General features: G+C 65.6%; 20 protein-coding genes. 11 read left to right on the top strand and 9 right to left on the bottom strand.

The genetic code is table 11. The annotated features are described in order from the left end of the window. The first annotated feature begins 155 nt into the window (after positions 1-155). Entirely contained in the window at positions 156-1808 is a 1653-nt protein-coding gene (locus ACSQ23_RS16835; RefSeq protein WP_436091279.1) for a pentapeptide repeat-containing protein, read from the top strand. Beyond that, positions 1805-2482: a DUF2461 domain-containing protein gene (locus tag ACSQ23_RS16830; protein WP_436091278.1), complete on the top strand. Its 678-nt coding sequence runs from the start codon at positions 1805-1807 to the stop codon at positions 2480-2482. The genes ACSQ23_RS16835 and ACSQ23_RS16830 overlap by 4 nt, the downstream gene beginning before the upstream one ends. Before the next feature lie 172 nt (positions 2483-2654). Here ACSQ23_RS16830 and ACSQ23_RS16825 read toward each other — a convergent pair whose 3' ends face one another. Next, complete coding sequence (locus ACSQ23_RS16825) at positions 2655-3671, bottom strand: 1-aminocyclopropane-1-carboxylate deaminase (RefSeq protein WP_436091277.1); 1017 nt, start codon at positions 3669-3671, stop codon at positions 2655-2657. A 143-nt stretch (positions 3672-3814) separates the two neighbouring features. Between ACSQ23_RS16825 and ACSQ23_RS16820 the strand changes: the two genes are divergently transcribed. Continuing rightward, positions 3815-4291, top strand: a complete 477-nt coding sequence (locus tag ACSQ23_RS16820) for an Lrp/AsnC ligand binding domain-containing protein (RefSeq protein WP_436091276.1) — start codon at positions 3815-3817, stop codon at positions 4289-4291. 227 nt (positions 4292-4518) lie between these two features. Here ACSQ23_RS16820 and ACSQ23_RS16815 read toward each other — a convergent pair whose 3' ends face one another. Continuing rightward, the gene (locus ACSQ23_RS16815) at positions 4519-5424 is read right to left on the bottom strand and encodes a TolB family protein (RefSeq protein ID WP_436091275.1); all 906 of its coding nucleotides are present in this window, start codon (positions 5422-5424) and stop codon (positions 4519-4521) included. 146 nt (positions 5425-5570) lie between these two features. On the opposite strand from ACSQ23_RS16815, the gene ettA reads away from it, so the two are divergent. Beyond that, entirely contained in the window at positions 5571-7226 is a 1656-nt protein-coding gene (ettA, locus tag ACSQ23_RS16810; RefSeq protein ID WP_055880198.1) for an energy-dependent translational throttle protein EttA, read from the top strand. Between the two features lie 86 nt (positions 7227-7312). After that, positions 7313-7690, top strand: coding sequence for a hypothetical protein (locus tag ACSQ23_RS16805; RefSeq protein WP_436091274.1), 378 nt, complete (start codon positions 7313-7315; stop codon positions 7688-7690). A gap of 21 nt (positions 7691-7711) precedes the next feature. On the opposite strand, the gene argG is transcribed toward ACSQ23_RS16805, so the two are convergent. Continuing rightward, positions 7712-9049, bottom strand: coding sequence for an argininosuccinate synthase (gene argG / locus ACSQ23_RS16800; RefSeq protein ID WP_436091273.1), 1338 nt, complete (start codon positions 9047-9049; stop codon positions 7712-7714). A gap of 184 nt (positions 9050-9233) precedes the next feature. Between argG and tam the strand changes: the two genes are divergently transcribed. Next, complete coding sequence (gene tam / locus ACSQ23_RS16795) at positions 9234-9998, top strand: trans-aconitate 2-methyltransferase (RefSeq protein ID WP_436091272.1); 765 nt, start codon at positions 9234-9236, stop codon at positions 9996-9998. 31 nt (positions 9999-10029) lie between these two features. Here tam and ACSQ23_RS16790 read toward each other — a convergent pair whose 3' ends face one another. Continuing rightward, on the bottom strand, positions 10030-10491 hold the full coding sequence (locus ACSQ23_RS16790) for a GNAT family N-acetyltransferase (protein ID WP_436091271.1): 462 nt from the start codon (positions 10489-10491) through the stop codon (positions 10030-10032). 193 nt (positions 10492-10684) lie between these two features. Further along, complete coding sequence (locus ACSQ23_RS16785; RefSeq protein WP_436091270.1) at positions 10685-11092, bottom strand: VOC family protein; 408 nt, start codon at positions 11090-11092, stop codon at positions 10685-10687. 121 nt (positions 11093-11213) lie between these two features. Here ACSQ23_RS16785 and ACSQ23_RS16780 point away from each other — a divergent pair, with 121 nt between their 5' ends. Then, positions 11214-12062, top strand: a complete 849-nt coding sequence (locus tag ACSQ23_RS16780; RefSeq protein ID WP_436091269.1) for an alpha/beta fold hydrolase — start codon at positions 11214-11216, stop codon at positions 12060-12062. On the opposite strand, the gene ACSQ23_RS16775 is transcribed toward ACSQ23_RS16780, so the two are convergent. Both ACSQ23_RS16775 and ftrA read right to left on the bottom strand, forming a co-directional pair. Then, positions 12059-12445, bottom strand: a complete 387-nt coding sequence (locus ACSQ23_RS16775) for a hypothetical protein (RefSeq protein ID WP_436091268.1) — start codon at positions 12443-12445, stop codon at positions 12059-12061. The two genes, ACSQ23_RS16780 and ACSQ23_RS16775, sit on opposite strands and share 4 nt — an antisense overlap. Positions 12446-12514: 69 nt before the next feature. Beyond that, on the bottom strand, positions 12515-13489 hold the full coding sequence (gene ftrA / locus ACSQ23_RS16770) for a transcriptional regulator FtrA (RefSeq protein WP_436091267.1): 975 nt from the start codon (positions 13487-13489) through the stop codon (positions 12515-12517). Positions 13490-13595: 106 nt separating this feature from the next. On the opposite strand from ftrA, the gene ACSQ23_RS16765 reads away from it, so the two are divergent. Together ACSQ23_RS16765 and ACSQ23_RS16760 are read left to right on the top strand one after the other, a co-directional pair. Continuing rightward, positions 13596-14030 (top strand): rhodanese-like domain-containing protein, encoded by a 435-nt coding sequence (locus tag ACSQ23_RS16765; RefSeq protein ID WP_332692467.1) that lies wholly within the window; start codon positions 13596-13598, stop codon positions 14028-14030. An 89-nt stretch (positions 14031-14119) separates the two neighbouring features. Next, positions 14120-14632 (top strand): hypothetical protein, encoded by a 513-nt coding sequence (locus ACSQ23_RS16760; protein WP_055880178.1) that lies wholly within the window; start codon positions 14120-14122, stop codon positions 14630-14632. A 53-nt stretch (positions 14633-14685) separates the two neighbouring features. Here ACSQ23_RS16760 and ACSQ23_RS16755 read toward each other — a convergent pair whose 3' ends face one another. After that, the gene (locus ACSQ23_RS16755; protein ID WP_055880175.1) at positions 14686-15135 is read right to left on the bottom strand and encodes a host attachment protein; all 450 of its coding nucleotides are present in this window, start codon (positions 15133-15135) and stop codon (positions 14686-14688) included. A gap of 170 nt (positions 15136-15305) precedes the next feature. Between ACSQ23_RS16755 and rarD the strand changes: the two genes are divergently transcribed. After that, positions 15306-16214 carry an EamA family transporter RarD gene (gene rarD, locus ACSQ23_RS16750; protein WP_055880173.1) on the top strand — a complete coding sequence of 303 codons (909 nt, stop codon included), beginning with the start codon at positions 15306-15308 and terminating at the stop codon, positions 16212-16214. Continuing rightward, positions 16211-16792 carry an MOSC domain-containing protein gene (locus ACSQ23_RS16745; protein ID WP_436091266.1) on the top strand — a complete coding sequence of 194 codons (582 nt, stop codon included), beginning with the start codon at positions 16211-16213 and terminating at the stop codon, positions 16790-16792. Before rarD ends, ACSQ23_RS16745 begins: the two co-directional genes overlap by 4 nt. Positions 16793-17027: 235 nt before the next feature. Here ACSQ23_RS16745 and ACSQ23_RS16740 read toward each other — a convergent pair whose 3' ends face one another. Beyond that, a complete protein-coding gene (locus ACSQ23_RS16740; RefSeq protein WP_055880169.1) occupies positions 17028-17921 on the bottom strand; it encodes a hydrogen peroxide-inducible genes activator in 894 nt (297 codons plus the stop codon). Positions 17922-18028: the final 107 nt, after the last annotated feature.

Below are 18028 nucleotides of genomic sequence, written 5' to 3'. Positions count from 1 at the left end.
CTGTCGGCCCGCGCAGGTGGTGAGTTGGGTGCCAGCTTTCGCTGGGATGACACCGAGTGGGTGGAGCCAACAGTGCTTCCCATGTGAGCACTGAGCCGAGCTTGCCGGCCCACTGAACTCGGATAATCTTCCCCTCGGGAGTTCGGGGACGAACAATGAGCGACGATAAGCAGGGACAGCCGGCGCCGGACGTGGATCGCCCCGGCGAACGGGCCCGGGCGTTCAACGCTGCCATGGCGACGCTGGGTATTGCGATCGTCGTCTTCATCGTCGGTGTCGTCGTCGGCTTCCCGCTGGCGACGTTCGGAGTGGAGTTCGTCACTGCCAATGGCGGGCTGGTGTTCGGGCTGCTGTTCGGTTTTCTCGTCCTGGTGCTGGTCATCACCGCGGTGCTGATGATCTTCCGGCGGCAGATCTGGGAGAGCCTGTTCAAACGCAGCGAAGTGGAGATGGAGCGCTTCGCCCGGCCGCTCTCGGAAGTCGCGCGCTTTGCCGCGCAGCAGAAGGTCGCCGAGGCAACCGATTCCGCCCGCGATCTCGCCGAACTGGTGCTGGCCCGCTACGCCTGGGTCTCGACCCGGCGCTGGCTGATGGCGACGATCACTGCCTTCATCGCGGCCATCGCCGCGCTGGCGGGGTCGGCGCTGCTGTTCCAGCAGAACCAGCTGCTGCGCACCCAGATCGGGCTGATGCAGGACCAGAACGGGCGCATCGAAGAGCAGAACCGCTTTATCCAGAGCCAGATCGAGCTGGGCGAGGCGCAGCGCTCCACCTCGATCGTGCCGGAGATTCTGGAGATCGGCGCGCAGGTGGCGCAGGAGGTGGCGGGGTTCAACACCTTTGCCGGCGACCAGCCCGCCATTGCCCTGCTCAGCCCGGGCTTACGGGCGCGGATCATCGCGGCGACCACGGCGGCGCGGCCCTACCGGTACCTGCGCAACCCGCTGACCGATCTCGACGAGAACCTGCTGATGTCGTCCGGCCTGCTGCGTCGGACCGACCTTGCTGCATCGGCGACCGTGCGCCAGCAGCTCGATGCGGCCAGCGGCGCGGTGCAGTTCGCGGGCGAGCAAAGTGGCGTGATGTCCGACCGGCCATTGTCGCCGGAGCGCGGCCAGATCATCGGCTTGCTGATCTCCAACGGGCTCACCGATTTCTCGACCTTGAACGGCGCCGATTTCAGCTTTGCGGAGGTGCGGTCGGCGAGCAGCGGCAGCGCCATCCGCTTTCACTTCGCGGCGCTGCGCTTTGCTAATTTCGACCGGCAATTGCTGGTGGGCGCGGAGTTCGATGGGGCCTATCTCGAGCATGCGCGGTTTCGCAACGCCAACATCAACTACACACGCTTCACCGCCGGCGAGCTGCCCTCGATCAGCGGCGGCGCAGGGTTGAAGCAGGGGGCGCAGCTGTCAGGGGCGGATTTCTCCGGCGCAATCCTGAAGCACGCCTCGTTCGATGGCAGCCGCGGCTTCGGCATCAATTTCGATGGTGGCGTGGTGCACAACACTACATTTGCCGGGACCTCAATGGCTGGCAGCACGTTCCGCAACACCATCTTCGGGGTCGTGGATTTCAGCGGAGCCGACCTCAAGAGCGTCGATTTCGACGGCGCCATTGTGTTCGATGCCGGCTTCCTCGATACCGTCGCGCAGCAGGCGGCGCCGGAGAGTTTCGTGCGCGACCGGTTCGAGATTGCGCCGCTTGCCACCGAGGAGTTTGCCCGCCACCCGCGCTGGTCCGATGCGTGGCTGGATGGGCTCGAGGCCAAGCAGTCCTATCGGATTACACGTGTAGGAGCATTCGAGTGAGCGGCTTCCCCAAACAGACCTTCGAGTTTCTCGCGGGGATCGCGGCGCATAACGAGAAGGCGTGGTTCGACGCCAACCGGCCGCTCTATGAGGCCGGGTATGTCGAGCCGGGCAAGGCGTTCGTCGCCGAGATCGGCCCGAAGCTCAAGGCGATCTCGCCGGAGGTGCAGTTCGACCCCAAGGTCAACGGCTCGATCTCGCGCATCAATCGCGACATCCGCTTCAGTAAGGACAAGCGGCCCTACAAGCAGCACCTGGCGCTGTGGTTCTGGCATGGCGACAAGCGCGGCTGGGACCGGCCGGGGTTCTACGTGCATATCGAGGCGGAGCGGGTGTTCCTCGGTACCGGCATGTATGGCTTCGACAAGGAGACGCTCGACAGTTTTCGCCAGTCGATCATCCACCCGCGCTCCGGCAAGGCGCTGGTCGCGGCGGTCGCGGCGGTGAAGGCCAAGGGGGACTACGCCATCGGCGAGAAGACCCGGAAGCTGATGCCGCGCGGCTTCGAGACCGATCCTGACCGGGCTGAGTTCCTGCTTTACGAGGGGCTGACCGCCGGCATCGAACTGCCGGCGAGCGCCGCGGCCAAGCCGGATTTCGCCGAGGTGTGCCTTGAGCATTTCGCCAACACCGCGCCGATCACGCAGTGGCTGATCGCCGAGGTGGCGGGGTAGGGGCCTGCGGGTTCGCTAGGGGATGCTGTGATCGCCTCCCTCCCCCTTAAGGGGAGGGATCGAGGGAGGGGGTGGTTCTGTGATCACCGATGGACCCCCACCCCCCACCCCTCCCCTCAAGGGGGAGGGGAGCAGGGAGCGGCCTCGTGGGGATCCTAAGAGTGCCCGCAGATCACCCGTTCCGGAACGCATACCCATACCCATTGAGGGCAGGGGCGCCGCCGAGGTGGGCGTAGAGCACCTTGCTTCCATCAGGGAAGAAGCCCTTCTGCACGAGGTCGATCATCCCCTGCATGGATTTGCCCTCATAGACCGGGTCGGTGATCATGCCCTCGAGCCGGCCGACGAGGCGGATGGCCTCCTTGGTCTCCTCGGAGGGGACGCCATAGATCGGGTAGGCGTATTCCTCGCGCAGCACCACGTCTTCGGCGGTGATGGGCAAGCCCAGTTCGACCAGCTCGGCGGTGCGCTGGGCGATCTCCAGCACCTGGGCGCGGGTCTGCTCCGGTGTGCACGAGGCATCGATGCCGATGACGTTGCGGGCGCGGCCATCGGCGGCAAAGCCCACCAGCATGCCGGCATGGGTGGAACCGGTAACGGTGCAGACGACGACATAGTCGAACTTGAAGCCGAGCTCGGCTTCCTGCGCCCGCACTTCCTCGGCAAAGCCGACATAGCCGAGGCCGCCGAACTTGTGCACCGAGGCGCCGGCGGGGATCGGGTAGGGTTTGCCGCCCGCGGCCTCGACCTCGGCGATGGCGTTCTTCCAGCTGTCGCGGATGCCGATATCGAAACCATCGTCGACCAGCCGCACATCGGCGCCCATGATGCGGCTCAGCATGATGTTGCCGACCCGGTCATAGACCGCATCCTCGTGCGGCACCCAGCTCTCCTGCACCAGCCGGCATTTGAAGCCGATCTTGGCGGCGACGGCCGCGACCATGCGGGTGTGGTTGGACTGCACGCCACCGATCGACACCAGCGTATCGGCGCCGGAGGCGATGGCATCGGGGACGATGTATTCGAGCTTCCTGAGTTTGTTGCCGCCGAAGGCGAGGCCGGAGTTGCAATCCTCGCGCTTGGCATAGAGCTCAACGCTGCCACCGAGATGGGCGCCGAGGCGGTCGAGTTTCTCGATCGGCGTGCGGCCGAAGGTGAGGGGATAGCGCGGGAACTTCGCGAGGTTCATGCCGGGGTCCTTGAGCTCGAAATCTGACTCAAGGCTAGCAATTGTCTCGCGATGGGTGCTTTCAATGTTGGTGCGTCGATTGCTTCGGACGGCCGCCTGGGGGCGACCCACTGATGCGCTATCTGCCGACGATGAGGATCACAATGAAAGAATCTTCCGACTCCGCTCTCGACCGCATCGATCTCAGGATGCTGCGCGCGCTGCAGCGCGACGGCCGGATCAGCAATGCCGACCTTGCCGTCGAAGTTGGCGTCAGCGCCGCCACCTGTCACCGGCGGACCCAGCAACTGGTCGAGGCTGGCTATGTCTCCGGCTTCCGGGCGGTGGTGGCGCCGCACAAGGTCGAGCTCGGCACGCTAGTGCTGGTCGGCGTGGTGCTCGACCGCTCGACGCCCGAGAGTTTTGCGGCCTTCGAGAGCGCGGTGCAGAAACTGAAATTCGTACTCGATTGCCACCTGGTGGCCGGCGACTTCGACTATTTCCTGAAGATCCGGGTGCGCGACATGGCCGATTTCAACCGCCTGCACGGCACGCAACTGATCGGGCTGCCAGGGGTAAGGCAGACGCGGACGTTCTTCGTGATGAAGGAGGTGGTGGACGGGCGGGCGTTGGAGTTTTAGCCCATCACGGGCGTCATTCCCGCTGGCCTGACACTGGTGAGTTTCACCACCAGACGCGCCCCAAACGCGATGTCATCCCGGCGCAGGCCGGGACCCATCCTGAGATGCTTCGGCTCGTCCGCGTAGCCGCACCACCTCAGGATGGGCCCCGGCCTGCGCCGGGGTGACACCGTGGGTGGGGGGACATCGGGGATAGGGCCCTGGCTGGGATCACACCCCGTATGGAGCTAAGCGCCCACCGGATACGCCACATAGGCAAACCGCCGGCTGTCCGGCGCCCAGGAATTGACGTTGATCGTCCCCTGGCCGCCGTTGAAGCCGATGATGTCGCGGGTGCCGGTGCCGTCGGGGCGCATGAAGCGGAGGATCACATCCTTGTCGGCGGGGTGACCCTTGGTGCCGGGCGGGTAGCTCAGATAGGCGATCGACTGGCCGTCGGGTGCAAAATGCGGGAACCAGTTCACCCGCTCGTCGAAGGTGATCTGGGTCAGCTCCGAGCCGTCGGTGCGCATCTTGAAGATCTGGGCGTGGCCGGGCGAGCCCTGCTCGGAGTTGAACCAGATCCACTGGCCATCGGGCGAGTACTCGGCGCCATCATTGGGCACCAGCACGTCGGTCAGCTGCATATCCGGGCCGCCGGCGGCGGGGATGGTCCAGATGTTGACCTTGGCCCACTGGTTATCGCCCACGGCGTTGATCCCGACATAGGACAGCGTTTTGCCGTCGGGCGAGATGCCGTGCAGGTAATAATGGTGGCGGTGCGGGTAGCTGTTCGATACCCGCCGCGGGGCGCCGCCGGTGATCGGCAGGGCATAGAGATGCCCGTCGTCGGAGCTCACATAGACCGTGGTGCCATCGGGCGACAGCACATGGTCGTTGTTGAGGTCGCTGAGGTGACCGGTGTCGATCCGCTCGATCTCCCCGGTGCCGTCGGCGGCGATGGTCCACAGCTCGCCGCCAGCGTTGAACACCAGGGTCCTGCCGTCAGGCGTCCAGTTCGGGGCTTCGATGATCTCGTCGGCGGTGAACAGCACCTGCCGGTTGCCGCCATCGATGTCGATGATGGTCAGCTCCGAAACCTGGCCCGGCAAGAGGCTGCGGCCGCGGCGGGCGAAGTTGGGTCTCTGCGGCATGTCGAATCCTCCCCTTGGTGTTCCGCGACTTTGTGACCCGTCGGCGGCAGCGGCGCAACACGTCCGCCCGGTGTTGCCCCGCGCGGCGGGTTCCCCTACATACGGCGCTCGATCTTTCAGGGTTTAGCGGCGGGAGCAGTGCCCTCATGGCGCGCCAGTTCATCTATCACATGCACGGAATGTCCAAGGCCTATGCCAGCGGCAAGAAGGTGCTCGATAACATCCACCTGAGTTTCTACCCCGACGCCAAGATCGGCGTGCTGGGTCCGAACGGCTCGGGTAAGTCGACGCTGTTGCGCATCATGGCCGGCATCGACACCGAGTTCACCGGCGAGGCCTGGGTGGCCGATGGCGCCAAGGTCGGCTACCTGGCGCAGGAGCCGCAGCTCGACCCGGCGCTCGACGTCAAGGGCAACGTCATGACCGGCGTCAAGGAGAAGAAGGACGTCATCGATCGCTACAACGAATTGATGATGAACTACTCCGACGAGACCGCCGACGAGGCGACGAGGCTCCAGGACATTATCGACAGCCAGAACCTCTGGGATCTCGACAGCCAGGTCGAAGTCGCCATGGAGGCGCTGGGCTGCCCGCCGGGTGAGGCGTCGGTCGACACGCTGTCGGGCGGCGAGAAGCGGCGCGTGGCGCTCTGTGCGCTGCTGTTGTCGAAGCCCGACCTGCTGCTGCTGGACGAACCGACCAACCATCTCGACGCCGAGACCACGGCGTGGCTCGAAAACCACCTGCGCGAATTCGCCGGCGCGGTGCTGATCATCACCCACGACCGCTACTTCCTCGACAACGTCACCGGCTGGATCCTCGAGCTCGATCGCGGCCGCGGCGTGCCCTACGAGGGCAACTACTCGGCCTACCTCAACGCCAAGGCCAAGCGCTTTGCGCAGGAGCAGTCGGAAGATGCCGCCCGCGCCAAGGTGCTGGAGCGCGAACGCGAGTGGATGGGCCAGAGCCCGCAGGCCCGCATGGCCAAATCCAAGGCGCGTATCCGCGCCTATGACGAGCTGGTGAAGGTCAACGAGGCGCGCACCCTGTCGTCGACGGCGCAGATTATCATCCCGCCGGGCGAGCGGCTGGGCCAGAACGTCATCGACATCGATGGGGTCACCAAGTCGTATGGCGACCGAGTGCTGATCGACAACCTGACCTTCAAGCTGCCGCCGGGCGGCATTGTCGGCATTATCGGCCCGAACGGGGTCGGCAAGTCGACGCTATTCCGGATGATCACCGGGCAGGAGAAGCCGGATTCGGGCGCCATCACCGTCGCCGACAACGTCAACCTCGGCTATGTCGACCAGAGCCGCGATACGCTCGCGCCGAACAAGACGGTGTGGGAGGAAATCTCCGGCGGCAACGAAATCCTGATGCTGGGCAAGCGCGAGATGAACTCGCGCGCCTACACCTCGGCCTTCAACTTCAAGGGTGCCGACCAGCAGCAGAAGGTGGGGAACCTGTCCGGCGGACAGCGCAACCGCGTGCACCTCGCCAAGATGCTGAAATCGGGCGCCAACGTGCTGCTGCTCGACGAGCCGACCAACGACCTCGACACCGAAACCCTCGCGGCGCTCGAAGAAGCGCTGGAGGAATTCGCCGGTTGCGCCGTGATCATCAGCCACGATCGCATGTTCCTCGATCGGCTGGCCACGCACATGCTGGCCTATGAAGGCGACAGCCACTTCGAGTGGTTCGAAGGCAACTTCCAGGATTACGAGCAGGACAAAATCCGGCGCCTGGGCGCGGACTCGGTGAACAACCACCGGGTGACGTACAAGAAGCTGACGCGGTAACTAAGTATCGAGCGGCGCGTGCTGGTTCTATGGACTTGCACGCGCCGCCTTGCCAATACTCGCGGCCAGCACATCTGGGGCCGTCGATGAAGAGTGTTCGCTTGCTAGTCTTGGGCGCTGCGCTTGTCGCTGCAGCCCCAGTCGAGGCCGCATCCAAGTGCCGTCCAATCGAGGCAGCACGCATCACGCAGATGTGGGACCACTACCGAAAGCAGCCGACGGCCGCGGCCATGTCGATCTCGGGCGATTTCCAATGCCTTAGTATCGAGCGCACGTACCAGGTTGTGTGCCGTACCCGCACCACTCACTACGCACACCCGAGCATAGTTATCCGCACGGTCTTTCAGAGCGGCAACGGCATCCAGGTTCGAACGGAGGCCGATACCGCTGCTGATTGCGGTTCGTTTGTCAGGCTGGTGGACGAGTACAATCAGCTGACCAAGGATACCTTGGGGGGCCTTTGAAGGGTCGGGGTCCCGGCGCCCTTACTCCTTCTCCCCCTCGAGCCGAAGCATGTCCCCGCCTTCGCCCAGCGAGATCAGGCCGGTCTTGGCGTAGAGATCCAGCTTCGCCCGGGTGTCGGCGATGTCGAGGTTGCGCATGGTCAGCTGGCCGATGCGGTCGGCAGGCGTGAACGGCGCGTCCTCGACCTTTTCCATGCTCAGCCGCTCGGGCGCATAGGTGAGGTTCGGGCTTTCGGTGTTGAGGATCGAGTAGTCGTTGCCGCGGCGCAGTTCGAGCGTCACTTCGCCAGTAATGGCGTTGGCCACCCAGCGCTGCGCGGTCTCGCGCAGCATCAGGGCCTGCGAGTCGAACCAGCGGCCCTGGTAGAGCAGGCGCCCCAGGCGCATGCCGCTGATGCGGTATTGCTCGATGGTGTCCTCGTTGTGGATGCCGGTGACCAGGCGCTCGTAGGCGATGTGCAGCAGCGCCATGCCCGGCGCCTCGTAGATGCCGCGGCTCTTGGCCTCGATAATGCGGTTCTCGATCTGGTCGCTCATGCCGAGGCCGTGGCGGCCGCCGATGGCATTGGCTTCGAGGAACAGGGCGACGGGATCGGCGAAGCTCTGGCCGTTCAGCGCCACCGGCTGGCCCTCGGCGAAGCGCACCACCACCTTCTCGGCCGGAACGTTCACGTCGTCGCGCCAGAACGGCACGCCCATGATCGGGCTGACAATCTTGATGCCGGTGTCGAGGCTCTCGAGATCCTTGGCCTCATGGGTGGCGCCGAGGATATTGCTGTCGGTCGAGTAGGCCTTCTCGGCGCTCATCTTGTAGGCAAAGCCGTGCGCGGTGAGGAAGGCCGACATCTCGGAGCGGCCACCCAGCTCGTCGATGAACTGCTGGTCGAGCCAGGGCTTATAGATGCGCAGGTTGGGGTTGGTCAGCAGGCCATAGCGGTAGAAGCGCTCGATGTCGTTGCCCTTGAAGGTCGAGCCGTCGCCCCAGATGTTGACGCCGTCTTCCTGCATGGCCGAGACCAGCATGGTGCCGGTGACGGCGCGCCCGAGCGGGGTGGTGTTGAAGTAGGTGATGCCGCCGGTCGAGATGTGGAAGGCGCCCGACTGGATGGCGGCGATACCTTCGTGCACCAGCTGGGTGCGGCAATCGACGAGGCGCGCGTTCTCGGCGCCGAAATCCATCGCCTTCTTCGGGATCTCGTCATAGTCGGCCTCGTCGGGCTGGCCGAGATTGGCGGTGTAGGCATAGACCTTAGCGCCCTTCTGCTTCATCCACAGCAGGGCCGCACTGGTGTCGAGGCCGCCGGAGAAGGCGATGCCGACTTTTTCTCCCTTGGGCAGGCTTTTCAGGATCGTGCTCATCGGGGCTCCAGTCGGCTCGAAAGGTTGGCTAGGACGCAACTGCCGGGGCGAATAACAAATTTCGCATCGCTCGCATAGGAGCGGGGTGCATCGATTCTGCCGCCGGCCGGGCGTTGCGGATGTGCGACTTGACGGCGGCAACGCTGGCATCGAGAAGTCCGGGCAACAACACGGGGTGTACGCCATGGCTGACTGGTCGCCTTCCACTTACCTGAGGTTCGAGGACGAGCGGACGCGGCCGGCGCGGGACCTGCTGGCGCAGGTGCCATTGGTGGCGCCGGGACGGGTCGTCGACATGGGGTGCGGGCCGGGCAACTCGACAGAGCTGCTAGTGGCCCGGTTTCCTGATGCTGAGGTGATCGGGCTCGACAGTTCGCCCAACATGCTGGCCGAGGCGCGGCAGCGCGTGCCGCAAGCGAGGTTCGACGAGGCGGACGCCAATAGCTGGGTGCCGGAGCCGGAGACCGACCTCGTTTTCGCCAACGCCATCTACCAATGGGTGCCCAAGCATCTGGTGTCGCTCACCCGCGTCGCTGCCGCCCAGCCGGAGGGCGGTGTGCTGGCGGTGCAGATGCCCGACAATATGGCTGAGCCCTCGCACCAGCTGATGCGGCAACTGGCCGCCGATGGCCCGTGGAGCGAGCGCTTGAAGCAGGCGGCGCGGGCGCCGCTGCTGCCGGTCCGCGTCTACTACGATGCCCTCCGTCCCACGGCGCGCCGCCTCGATATCTGGCACACCAATTACAACCACGTGCTCGACGGTCCCGAGGCGATCGTCGAGTGGGTCAAGGCGACGGGGCTCCGCCCCTTCATCGATCCGCTGGAGCCAGCCGAGCGCGAGGAGTTCCTCGCCCGCTACCTCGAGCTGATCGCCGAGGCCTATCCGAGGACGGGCGATGGCAAGGTGCTGCTGCGCTTCCCGCGGCTGTTCATCGTGGCGCTGAAGTAGGGGCGGCACGGCGGCCGCCCCCTGAGGCGGCTCAGGGGCTCCTGCGCCAGACGATCACCGGGCCATCTTCCGGGTCGACGCGCTCGCCGGCGCGGACAAAGCCGTTGGCGGTGAGCACCTTCTGGGAGGCGAGATTATCGAGCGCGGTCTCGGCCACGACAATGCCGACGCGCGGGTCGGCCTTGGCCCAGGCGAGCAGGTCGGTCACGGCGCGGGTGGCAATGCCGCGGCCCTGGCGGGCCGGAGCGATGCCGTAGCCGATGGTGACGGCGTCCTCGTCCGGGGGCCGGATCAGCGAGAGGAGGCCGACGACGGTGTCGTCTTCGACCACCAGCCAGGCGGCAGGCGCAAAACTCTCGCGTATGGTGGCAGCAAGGTCGCCCAGCATGGCCAGCACCTCCGGCGGGGCGATGTCGGCGACAAGGCGCAGGTTTCGGGGGCCGCGGCCTCGTGTGAGGGCGGCGAAGTCGGAAGCAGTTGCTTCGATCAGCATGTTGGTTCTCGGCAATGAGGTGGGGTGGCACCAGCAAGCTGGCGCGGCACGAGCCGAGCGACGGAAATCAGGCGTCAGCGAACACGTTCAGCTAAGGCCATCCTGCCGCGCGGCGGGGATGGGAAGCGTGGTCAAAGGCATTCTCCTGCGGTTGCCGGTGACTAGCAGCCTTGGCGCATGGCAGCAATCCGCCTTACGACGGCGCCGCGTTGACCTCGACGATGTTGCGGTCGGGATCGAGCACGTATAGCTGCGCAAAACCCGCCGCGCCGGTTCTTTTGACGAGGAGACGGCGCGGATCACCGTCCGCGGCATGCTCGCTGAACCCGCTCGCGGCCATCGCGCTGACGACAGCGTCGAAGTCGTCGGTGTTGAGCGCGAAGTGCCCGTCATTGTTGTCGACGCTATCGCTGTCGCGAAACGTCTGCCCGTCGTGGACGACGAGATGAACCTGCCGGTCGCCGCAGGACAGCCACGCACCGCGCACCGGGAAATCCGGTCGAGGCAAAGGCTGCAGGCCCAGGATGTCGCGGTAGAAGGCCAGCGAGCGGTCAAGGTCGCGGACAACGATGGAGACGTAATGCAGGCGCAGGTTCAGCATGACAGACCCCCCAGTGCAGGAGCCGAGCCTAACGGCTCAGCCAATCTCAGGCTAGCTCGCGGTCTGGCCTAAGCGCAGCAGTGGTGCTAAGTGCCGCGCTTTCCTTTTCGAGGTGCCTGCCATGACCTCTCCCTTTGAAATCGACTTCGATGGTGCGCTGATCCGCGGCGAGGCCGCCGGCTTTGGCATTCCGGTGGTGTTCCTCCATTCCGGCGTCACCGACCGGCGCATGTGGGCCGAGCAGATGCGCCAGCTGGCGGCCGAGGGCTACCACGTCATCAGCTACGACCGGCGCGGCTATGGCGAGACCGAGACGGCCGATGTGCCGTTCAACCACCTGGTGGATCTCGAGACGGTGCTCGACCGGCTCAGCGTCCACGCCGCGATCCTGGTGGGCTCGTCGATGGGCGGTGCGCTGGCTGTCGATTTCGCGCTGGAGCATCCGAACCGGACGATCGCGCTGGCGCTGATGGGCACCGGGGTGACCGGGGCCGAGGGTTATGAGGTCGACGAGGAAGTCGAGCAGCTCGAAGAGGCGTTCGAATACGCCAAAGAGCGCGGCAATATCAGCACCGCCAACCGCATCCAGGCGCACCAGTGGCTCGATGGGCCGTATGGCGAAGCGGGGCGGGTGACCGGACCGGTGCGCGACCTGTTCCTCGCGATGAACGAAATCCACCTCAACCATGCGCCGCTGACCCAGGAAGAACGACCGGAACCGGCGTTCCACAACCTGTCGGTGATCACCGCGCCGACCTTGCTGGTGGTGGGCGAGCTCGACTGCTCCGACATCATCGCCATCCACGAGGACCTCAGCGAAGAACTGGAGAATGCCTTCGCGGTGGTGCTCGAGGACACGGCGCATTTCCCCAGCCTCGAGCGCCCCGACCTGTTCGACCCGATCCTGTTCGAGTTCCTCGAAGCGGTGACCGGGCAGGGCGAGGACGATGGGGAAGAGAGCGACGACTAGCGAAGCGCCCAGTACCCAGCCCCCTTTCCCCTTGGTGCTTTGAATAAATCCTCTCGGTGCTGGAAGGCGTCTGAGTCGGACGAATGTGTCTCGATTTCCTTCCGTACGACCTCTTCGAGGCGGAGCGGTACCGAGCGCCCTTCGGCAGTCCTCAAGCTGCGAACTGCGGGATAGATGTCTGAGTAGTGGGCCTCGCTCCCGAGTTCAGAAAGCGCCCGCACAATATCGTCGACCCAGCGTGTTTTCTTCCCGCTAGGCTGCGGCGGGCTCTGCGTATTCAGTCCAAAGATCCTCTTCAAAATCTCATCCTCCGACTCCTCCCCCGTTGCGCGGTTAGCCCAAATTGCAGCGTAGACTGCGGTCGACACGTCGATCGATCTCATCCGATGCTCCCAGAACGATATTAGGAGTATCTAGAGGGAATCAGAGGGAATTGCAATTGGCATCGCGGATCACTCCTCCGCCGCGATCCGGCCAAAACTGCGCCTGAAGGCGCTGGGGCTGACGCCTGTGCGGCTACGGAAGTGATGGCGCAGGGTTTCCTGGCTGCGGAAACCGCTGGCTTCGGCGATGGCGTCGAGGCCGAAATCGGTGGTTTCCAGCAGTTCCTTGCTGCGCTCGACCCGTTCGGCGATCAGCCAGGTGAGCGGGCTGAGGCCGGTCGCGTCGTTGAAGTGGCGAATCAAGGTGCGCTCGGAAAGCCTTGCCAGCTCTGCCATCCGGGCGATGCTCCAATCTTCGTTCAGGCGCTGGCGCAGCGCGTCGAGTAGCGGGCCGATGCGTCCGCGGCGTTCTTTCGCCACCGGCCGGGCGACGAACTGCGCCTGGCCGCCATCGCGATGCGCCGGCAGCACCAGCCGGCGCGCCACGGTGTTGGCGATTTCGGCGCCGAAATCCTGGCGGACGATGTGGAGACAGAGGTCGATGCCGGCGGCTGAGCCGGCCGCGGTGAGGAGGGTCCCGTCCTCGGAATAGAGGATGTCGGGCAGAACCTCGATCGAAGGAAACTCGGCGCGGAGGATCTCGGCGTAGCGCCAGTGGGTGGTGGCGCGCCGGCCCTCGAGCAGCCCGGAGCGGGCCGGAACGAACACGCCGGAGCAGAGCGTGGCGATGCGGGCGCCGCGGGCGTGCGCGGCCCGCAGCGCCGCGATCAGCGGTTCCGGCACCGGGGTCATGGCGCCGCGCCAGCCGGGGACCACGATCAACCCGGCCGCTGCGAGCCGGCCGAGGTCGTGATTGGCCGCCACGCTGATGCCGCCGCTGGCGCGATAGGGGCCGGGCTCGATGCCGACGATCTCGTGGGTGTACCAGTCGAGATGCGCAAATTCCGGCCGCGCCAGGCCGAAGACTTCGACGGCGATGCCGAACTCGAACATGCAGAGCTGATCGTAGGCGAGGATGGCGACGTGGCGGTTGGGCTGGCCCATGATGGCGGTATCTTACCGTATATTGGCATTCCCGCCACTGACCGATCGCGCCGTTTTCCGGCAGGTTCTGGCCATTCCAATCCTGAATCACTCCACGGAGGCCCGAATGACCAGCAATGTCGCCCTTGTCCCTGCCGCGGCGTCCGCCGAGGCGCTGGTGCATTTTTCCCGCAAGCTCGGTTTCGAGACCGATTGCTGGGATGTCCATGACGCGCTCAGCCGTGCGGTCAATGACTTCGTGCTGCTCGATGTGAGGAGCCCGACGCTTTACGCACAGGGGCACGTGCCCGGCGCGATCAACCTGCCGCATGGCAAGATCACCGCGCGCAAGATGACCGAGTGGCCCGACGGCACCCTGTTCGTCACTTACTGTGCCGGGCCGCACTGCAACGGTGCGGACAAGGGGGCGCTGCGGCTGGCCCAACTCGGCCTGCCGGTGAAGTTGATGATCGGCGGTGTCACCGGCTGGCTGGACGAAGGTTTCGTGTTGGCAACAGGGGAAGCCGTCGGCGACCTCGCGCCCCGGCAGGCGGCAGAATAACTCCCGCCGTTGCTGCAAATGCGCTTGCCAGCGGCGCGGTGTCGGCGACAAGGTCCCCTCCGAAGTAATCCTTGGGAAGGGCTCGAAGAATGAACCGGATACTCCTCGGCGCCATCGCCTCGGCGGTGGTGCTCATCACGCCGGCGCTGGCGTGCGAAACTATCACCAGCGCGAAGGTGAAGCTCAGTGCCTGTGTCGATGCCACGGGCTGGGCGACGCAGACGCCATCCGGCGACCAGGAGTTTCTCTACTATTCCAGCGACGAGACGATCGGCTTTGCAGTGATCAACGAGAACGGCGCCTGGCCGGTCTCGCAGTTCCGCGAAGCCATCCTCAGCAATGCGGCAGCAGCGGCGCTCGATGCGAAGCCCGAGAACGTCTCGATCGTCAGCGAGCGGCTGGAGAATATCGGCGGCAAGGCCTGGAACGTGATCGAGTACCAGGTGCAGATCCCCGATGGATCGCTGCTGTTCCAGAATTTCTACTATGTGCAACCGGGCTTCGGCTCCAGCCAGTTCGTCTACTGGAGCGCGCCCGAGGGCGGCACGTCTGCGGCGTTCCGCGCCGGGCAGATGCTGGCGACGGTGCAGTTCACCGAGTAAGCGAAAGGGGCGGCTCAAGGGCCGCCCCTCCATATTGGGATGGCATGTGGGCCTCAGATGGCCAGGAGACCGTCGAAATGCTGGCCAAGCTGGGCGGTCGGCAGATTGGTCAGGTCCTTGGGCAGTTCGGCAACGATCATGTCGCGCAGGCCCTTGCTGAACACCGGGCGCAGGTCGCCCAGCGCCGTGGGCGCCGCGGCGACGATCAGCTGGTCGAAGGCGTGCTGCTGGTGCTTGCGCTCCAGTTCTTCGGCGACGTTCTCGACGAAGCGCCGCTCGCGCACCGCCACCGGATCCGAGGACGGCTCCATAGCGCTGCGGCCATGGCCGACTGAGGAGAAGCTGCGCCCCGGACGATCCGCCATGATCTCACCGGCCTTGAGGGGCGTCTGCTCGAACATCAGGTCGTCCACGGCGTGCAATCCCTTGCCGGGGCCGTTGTGCTCGAACACCTTGGCCGTCGCTCCATCGGCGATTAGGATCCAGGTGATCTTGGCTTTCATGGCGTGCTCCTTTGGTGGGTACAAGAAGGCTAACGCAGGACGTGGCGATTGGTTTGATCACCATCAAGGTGGGTTGTGCCGGCAATCACAAACTCTGATTTGTGCCGGGGCCATGGGCGCTGCTAAAAGGCGGCTCTCACACGGCCGTCTTCGGCCCGGAAGGACACGTATTGGCGTCCGTCACCAGCACCGACAATCAAGGTAGCGAAAGCGGTCTCGCCGCGGGCGTTGCGACCTACGTGCTGTGGGGCTTCCTGCCGTTGCTGTTCAACCTGCTGCATCATGTCGGCGCAGCGACGGTGGTCGCCAACCGGACGCTGTGGTCGCTGCTGGTGCTGGGCATCATCATGATCCTCGGCGGGCGGATGGCCGAGGTGCGGGCGGCGCTGCGCGACCCGCGCACCGTGACCTCCATGGCGCTGGCGGCGCTGATCCTCGGCGGCAACTGGCTGATCTACGTCTATGCGGTTGAGACCGGGCAGGTGCTGGAAGCGAGCTTCGGTTACTTCATCCTGCCGCTGGTGAATGTGGCGACCGGCGTGCTGCTGCTCGGTGAGCGGCTCAACCGCTGGCAGATGGTGTCCATCGCCATTGCGGCGGTGGCTATCGGCATCCAGGCGGTCGCCATCGGCGGCATCCCCTATGTGGCGCTCAGCCTGGCGCTGACCTTCGCGGTCTATGGGTATCTCCGCAAGACCGCCAAAGTCGGTTCCGCCCCGGGCCTGTTCGTCGAGACCACGGTACTGGCGCCGATCGCCCTAGGCTATCTGGGTTACACGTTCGTGCGCGACGGCGGCGTCGGCTGGCACGGCGATCCATACTCGCTGCTGCTCCTGGCGCTGACCGGACCGGCGACGGTGCTGCCGCTGCTGCTGTTCGCTTACGCGGTGCAGCGACTGAAGATGACGACCGTCGGCATGCTGCAATACATTGCCCCGTCGATCACCTTCCTCCTTGCCATCACGCTGTTCGGCGAGCACCTCAACGCGGTGCGGCTGGGCAGTTTTGCGCTGATCTGGGTGTCGCTGGTGGTCTACACGGCGGATTCGGTGGTGCGCCGCCGGCGGGCGATGGCATGACGGAAGCGATGCCGGCGCTGACGCTCGAGGGTCGGGTCGACGGCACGTTCGTCGTCGAGACGGCAGCGGTTGAATCGACGGCGCGGCCGGAGCTGATGCTGACCTATGCCGGCATTGTCGGGGATCGGCACGAGGGGCTGGTGCGGCCGAGCAATACGCGCGAGCCGTGGTATCCGCGCGGCACGCCGATGCGCAACGAGCGGCAGCTCTCGATCCTCAGCACCGAAGAGCTGGCCGAGGTTGCGGCGGCGCTCAACCTGCCGCAGATCCTCGGGCAGTGGGTCGGCGCTAACCTGGTGATTTCCGGTATCCCGCACCTGACGCAGCTGCCGCCGCGCAGCCTGATGATGTTCCCCTCCGGCGCCACCATTCGCATCGACGGCGACAACGACCCGTGCCGCAAGACCGGCAAGACCATCGCGGCGCAGCATGAGGGCAGGGCGGATCTGGAGTTCGGCTTCGTCAAGGCAGCGATGGGCAAGCGCGGGCTGGTCGGCTGGGTCGAGCGCGAGGGCGCGATCCGGGCCGGCGACGCGGTGAAGGTGCGCACCTGGCGGCAGGCGGCTTATCCGGGGTAGGGCCCTATGCACGATGATGTGCTGGCGCAGGGTGAGCTGACGCGTTGCACGTGCTCCAAACTCGGTGTCATCCCAGCGAAAGCTGGGACCCATCTATTCTCTGGCAGGGGCTGCGCCGGACGAGGACAGAGCCCTCGCCGTGGGGGTCCCAGCTTTCGCTGGGATGACGGCCGGTGAGTGGTGCAGGATCGGGCCCAACCACTATCCCGACTAATCACCACTCGGGGCGCCCTCCCTACACCGTCGGCCGCGCCCGCCGGATCGTTTCGGCCACCTGTTCGAACACCGCGCCGAACGGCGTTGCCTCGCGCCAGACCAGTGACAGCAGGCGGCGCGCGCCGGGTGATTGCAGCCGGTGGATGCGGATACGGTCGCCGGTGGCTTCCTTCTTCAGCGCGATCTCGGGCAGCAGCGTGATGCCCTGGCCGTTGGCGACGAACTCGACGATGGTCGAGAGCGAGGTGGCGGCGAAGGTGCGCCGGGCCACGTCCGGATCGAGGGCGCAGGCAGCAATCGCCTGATCGCGGAAGCAGTGCCCCTCGTCGAGCAGCAGCACCCGGTCGGCGTCGATCTCGGCCAGCGGCACGGGATCCTCCGCCTCGTCGCCCGAGCCGGTGGCCAGCACGAACTCGTCGGCGAAGAGCGGGGCAGCGGCGAGGCGGGGGCCGCCCGCCTTTGGCTCGCTGGCGATCAGCGCGAGGTCGAGGCTGCCGTCGGCGAGGCCATCGACGAGCGCGTCGGTGCGGCTCTCTGAGACGGTGAAACTCAGCTCAGGCAAGTCGCGCTGCAGCGCCGGGAACACATGCGGTAGCAAATACGGCGCGACGGTGGGGATGACGCCCAGGCGCAACGGCCGCGCGGGGTTGCCGCGCTGGCCGCCGACGAAGGACATAAGCCCTTCGGTCTGCTCGAGAATCGGCCGAGCTCGCTCGATGAACTCGCGGCCGAGCGGCGTGAGTCGCACCGACTTGCCCAGCCGGTCGAACAGGGGGCCGCCACACAGGGCTTCGAGCTGCCGGATCTGCTGGCTGAGGCCAGGCTGGGTGACATGGTTGCGCTCGGCGGCGCGGCCGAAATGGCCGGTTTCCGCCAGCGCCACGGCATATTGCAGCTGTCGGAGCGTGATCATAACCCTGGGTTATCACAGCTAGAAGCGCAATCAATTGGCATTATGTGCCTGGCCCGAGGCACAATGGAACTATTCCAAAGTGTGGTGCGGGAACTCATCGCGACAAA

It is taken from the genome of Devosia sp. LjRoot16, assembly GCF_964252795.1.
In the GTDB taxonomy this organism is placed as follows: domain Bacteria; phylum Pseudomonadota; class Alphaproteobacteria; order Rhizobiales; family Devosiaceae; genus Devosia_A.
This window is presented reverse-complemented; position numbering and strand designations above follow the sequence as displayed.

What these genes read in the sequence shown, in the direction of transcription:
- ACSQ23_RS16775 (WP_436091268.1), bottom strand. Translation starts at nt 12,445, where the DNA reads ATGAGATCGATCGACGTGTCGACCGCAGTCTACGCTGCAATTTGGGCT.
- argG (WP_436091273.1), bottom strand. Translation starts at nt 9,049, where the DNA reads ATGAGCACGATCCTGAAAAGCCTGCCCAAGGGAGAAAAAGTCGGCATC.
- ACSQ23_RS16740 (WP_055880169.1), bottom strand. Translation starts at nt 17,921, where the DNA reads ATGATCACGCTCCGACAGCTGCAATATGCCGTGGCGCTGGCGGAAACC.
- ftrA (WP_436091267.1), bottom strand. Translation starts at nt 13,489, where the DNA reads ATGGGCCAGCCCAACCGCCACGTCGCCATCCTCGCCTACGATCAGCTC.
- ACSQ23_RS16835 (WP_436091279.1), top strand. Translation starts at nt 156, where the DNA reads ATGAGCGACGATAAGCAGGGACAGCCGGCGCCGGACGTGGATCGCCCC.
- ACSQ23_RS16745 (WP_436091266.1), top strand. Translation starts at nt 16,211, where the DNA reads ATGACGGAAGCGATGCCGGCGCTGACGCTCGAGGGTCGGGTCGACGGC.
- ACSQ23_RS16805 (WP_436091274.1), top strand. Translation starts at nt 7,313, where the DNA reads ATGAAGAGTGTTCGCTTGCTAGTCTTGGGCGCTGCGCTTGTCGCTGCA.
- ACSQ23_RS16755 (WP_055880175.1), bottom strand. Translation starts at nt 15,135, where the DNA reads ATGAAAGCCAAGATCACCTGGATCCTAATCGCCGATGGAGCGACGGCC.
- ACSQ23_RS16820 (WP_436091276.1), top strand. Translation starts at nt 3,815, where the DNA reads ATGAAAGAATCTTCCGACTCCGCTCTCGACCGCATCGATCTCAGGATG.
- ettA (WP_055880198.1), top strand. Translation starts at nt 5,571, where the DNA reads ATGGCGCGCCAGTTCATCTATCACATGCACGGAATGTCCAAGGCCTAT.
- ACSQ23_RS16825 (WP_436091277.1), bottom strand. Translation starts at nt 3,671, where the DNA reads ATGAACCTCGCGAAGTTCCCGCGCTATCCCCTCACCTTCGGCCGCACG.
- ACSQ23_RS16815 (WP_436091275.1), bottom strand. Translation starts at nt 5,424, where the DNA reads ATGCCGCAGAGACCCAACTTCGCCCGCCGCGGCCGCAGCCTCTTGCCG.
- ACSQ23_RS16765 (WP_332692467.1), top strand. Translation starts at nt 13,596, where the DNA reads ATGACCAGCAATGTCGCCCTTGTCCCTGCCGCGGCGTCCGCCGAGGCG.
- ACSQ23_RS16790 (WP_436091271.1), bottom strand. Translation starts at nt 10,491, where the DNA reads ATGCTGATCGAAGCAACTGCTTCCGACTTCGCCGCCCTCACACGAGGC.
- ACSQ23_RS16760 (WP_055880178.1), top strand. Translation starts at nt 14,120, where the DNA reads ATGAACCGGATACTCCTCGGCGCCATCGCCTCGGCGGTGGTGCTCATC.
- ACSQ23_RS16785 (WP_436091270.1), bottom strand. Translation starts at nt 11,092, where the DNA reads ATGCTGAACCTGCGCCTGCATTACGTCTCCATCGTTGTCCGCGACCTT.
- tam (WP_436091272.1), top strand. Translation starts at nt 9,234, where the DNA reads ATGGCTGACTGGTCGCCTTCCACTTACCTGAGGTTCGAGGACGAGCGG.
- ACSQ23_RS16780 (WP_436091269.1), top strand. Translation starts at nt 11,214, where the DNA reads ATGACCTCTCCCTTTGAAATCGACTTCGATGGTGCGCTGATCCGCGGC.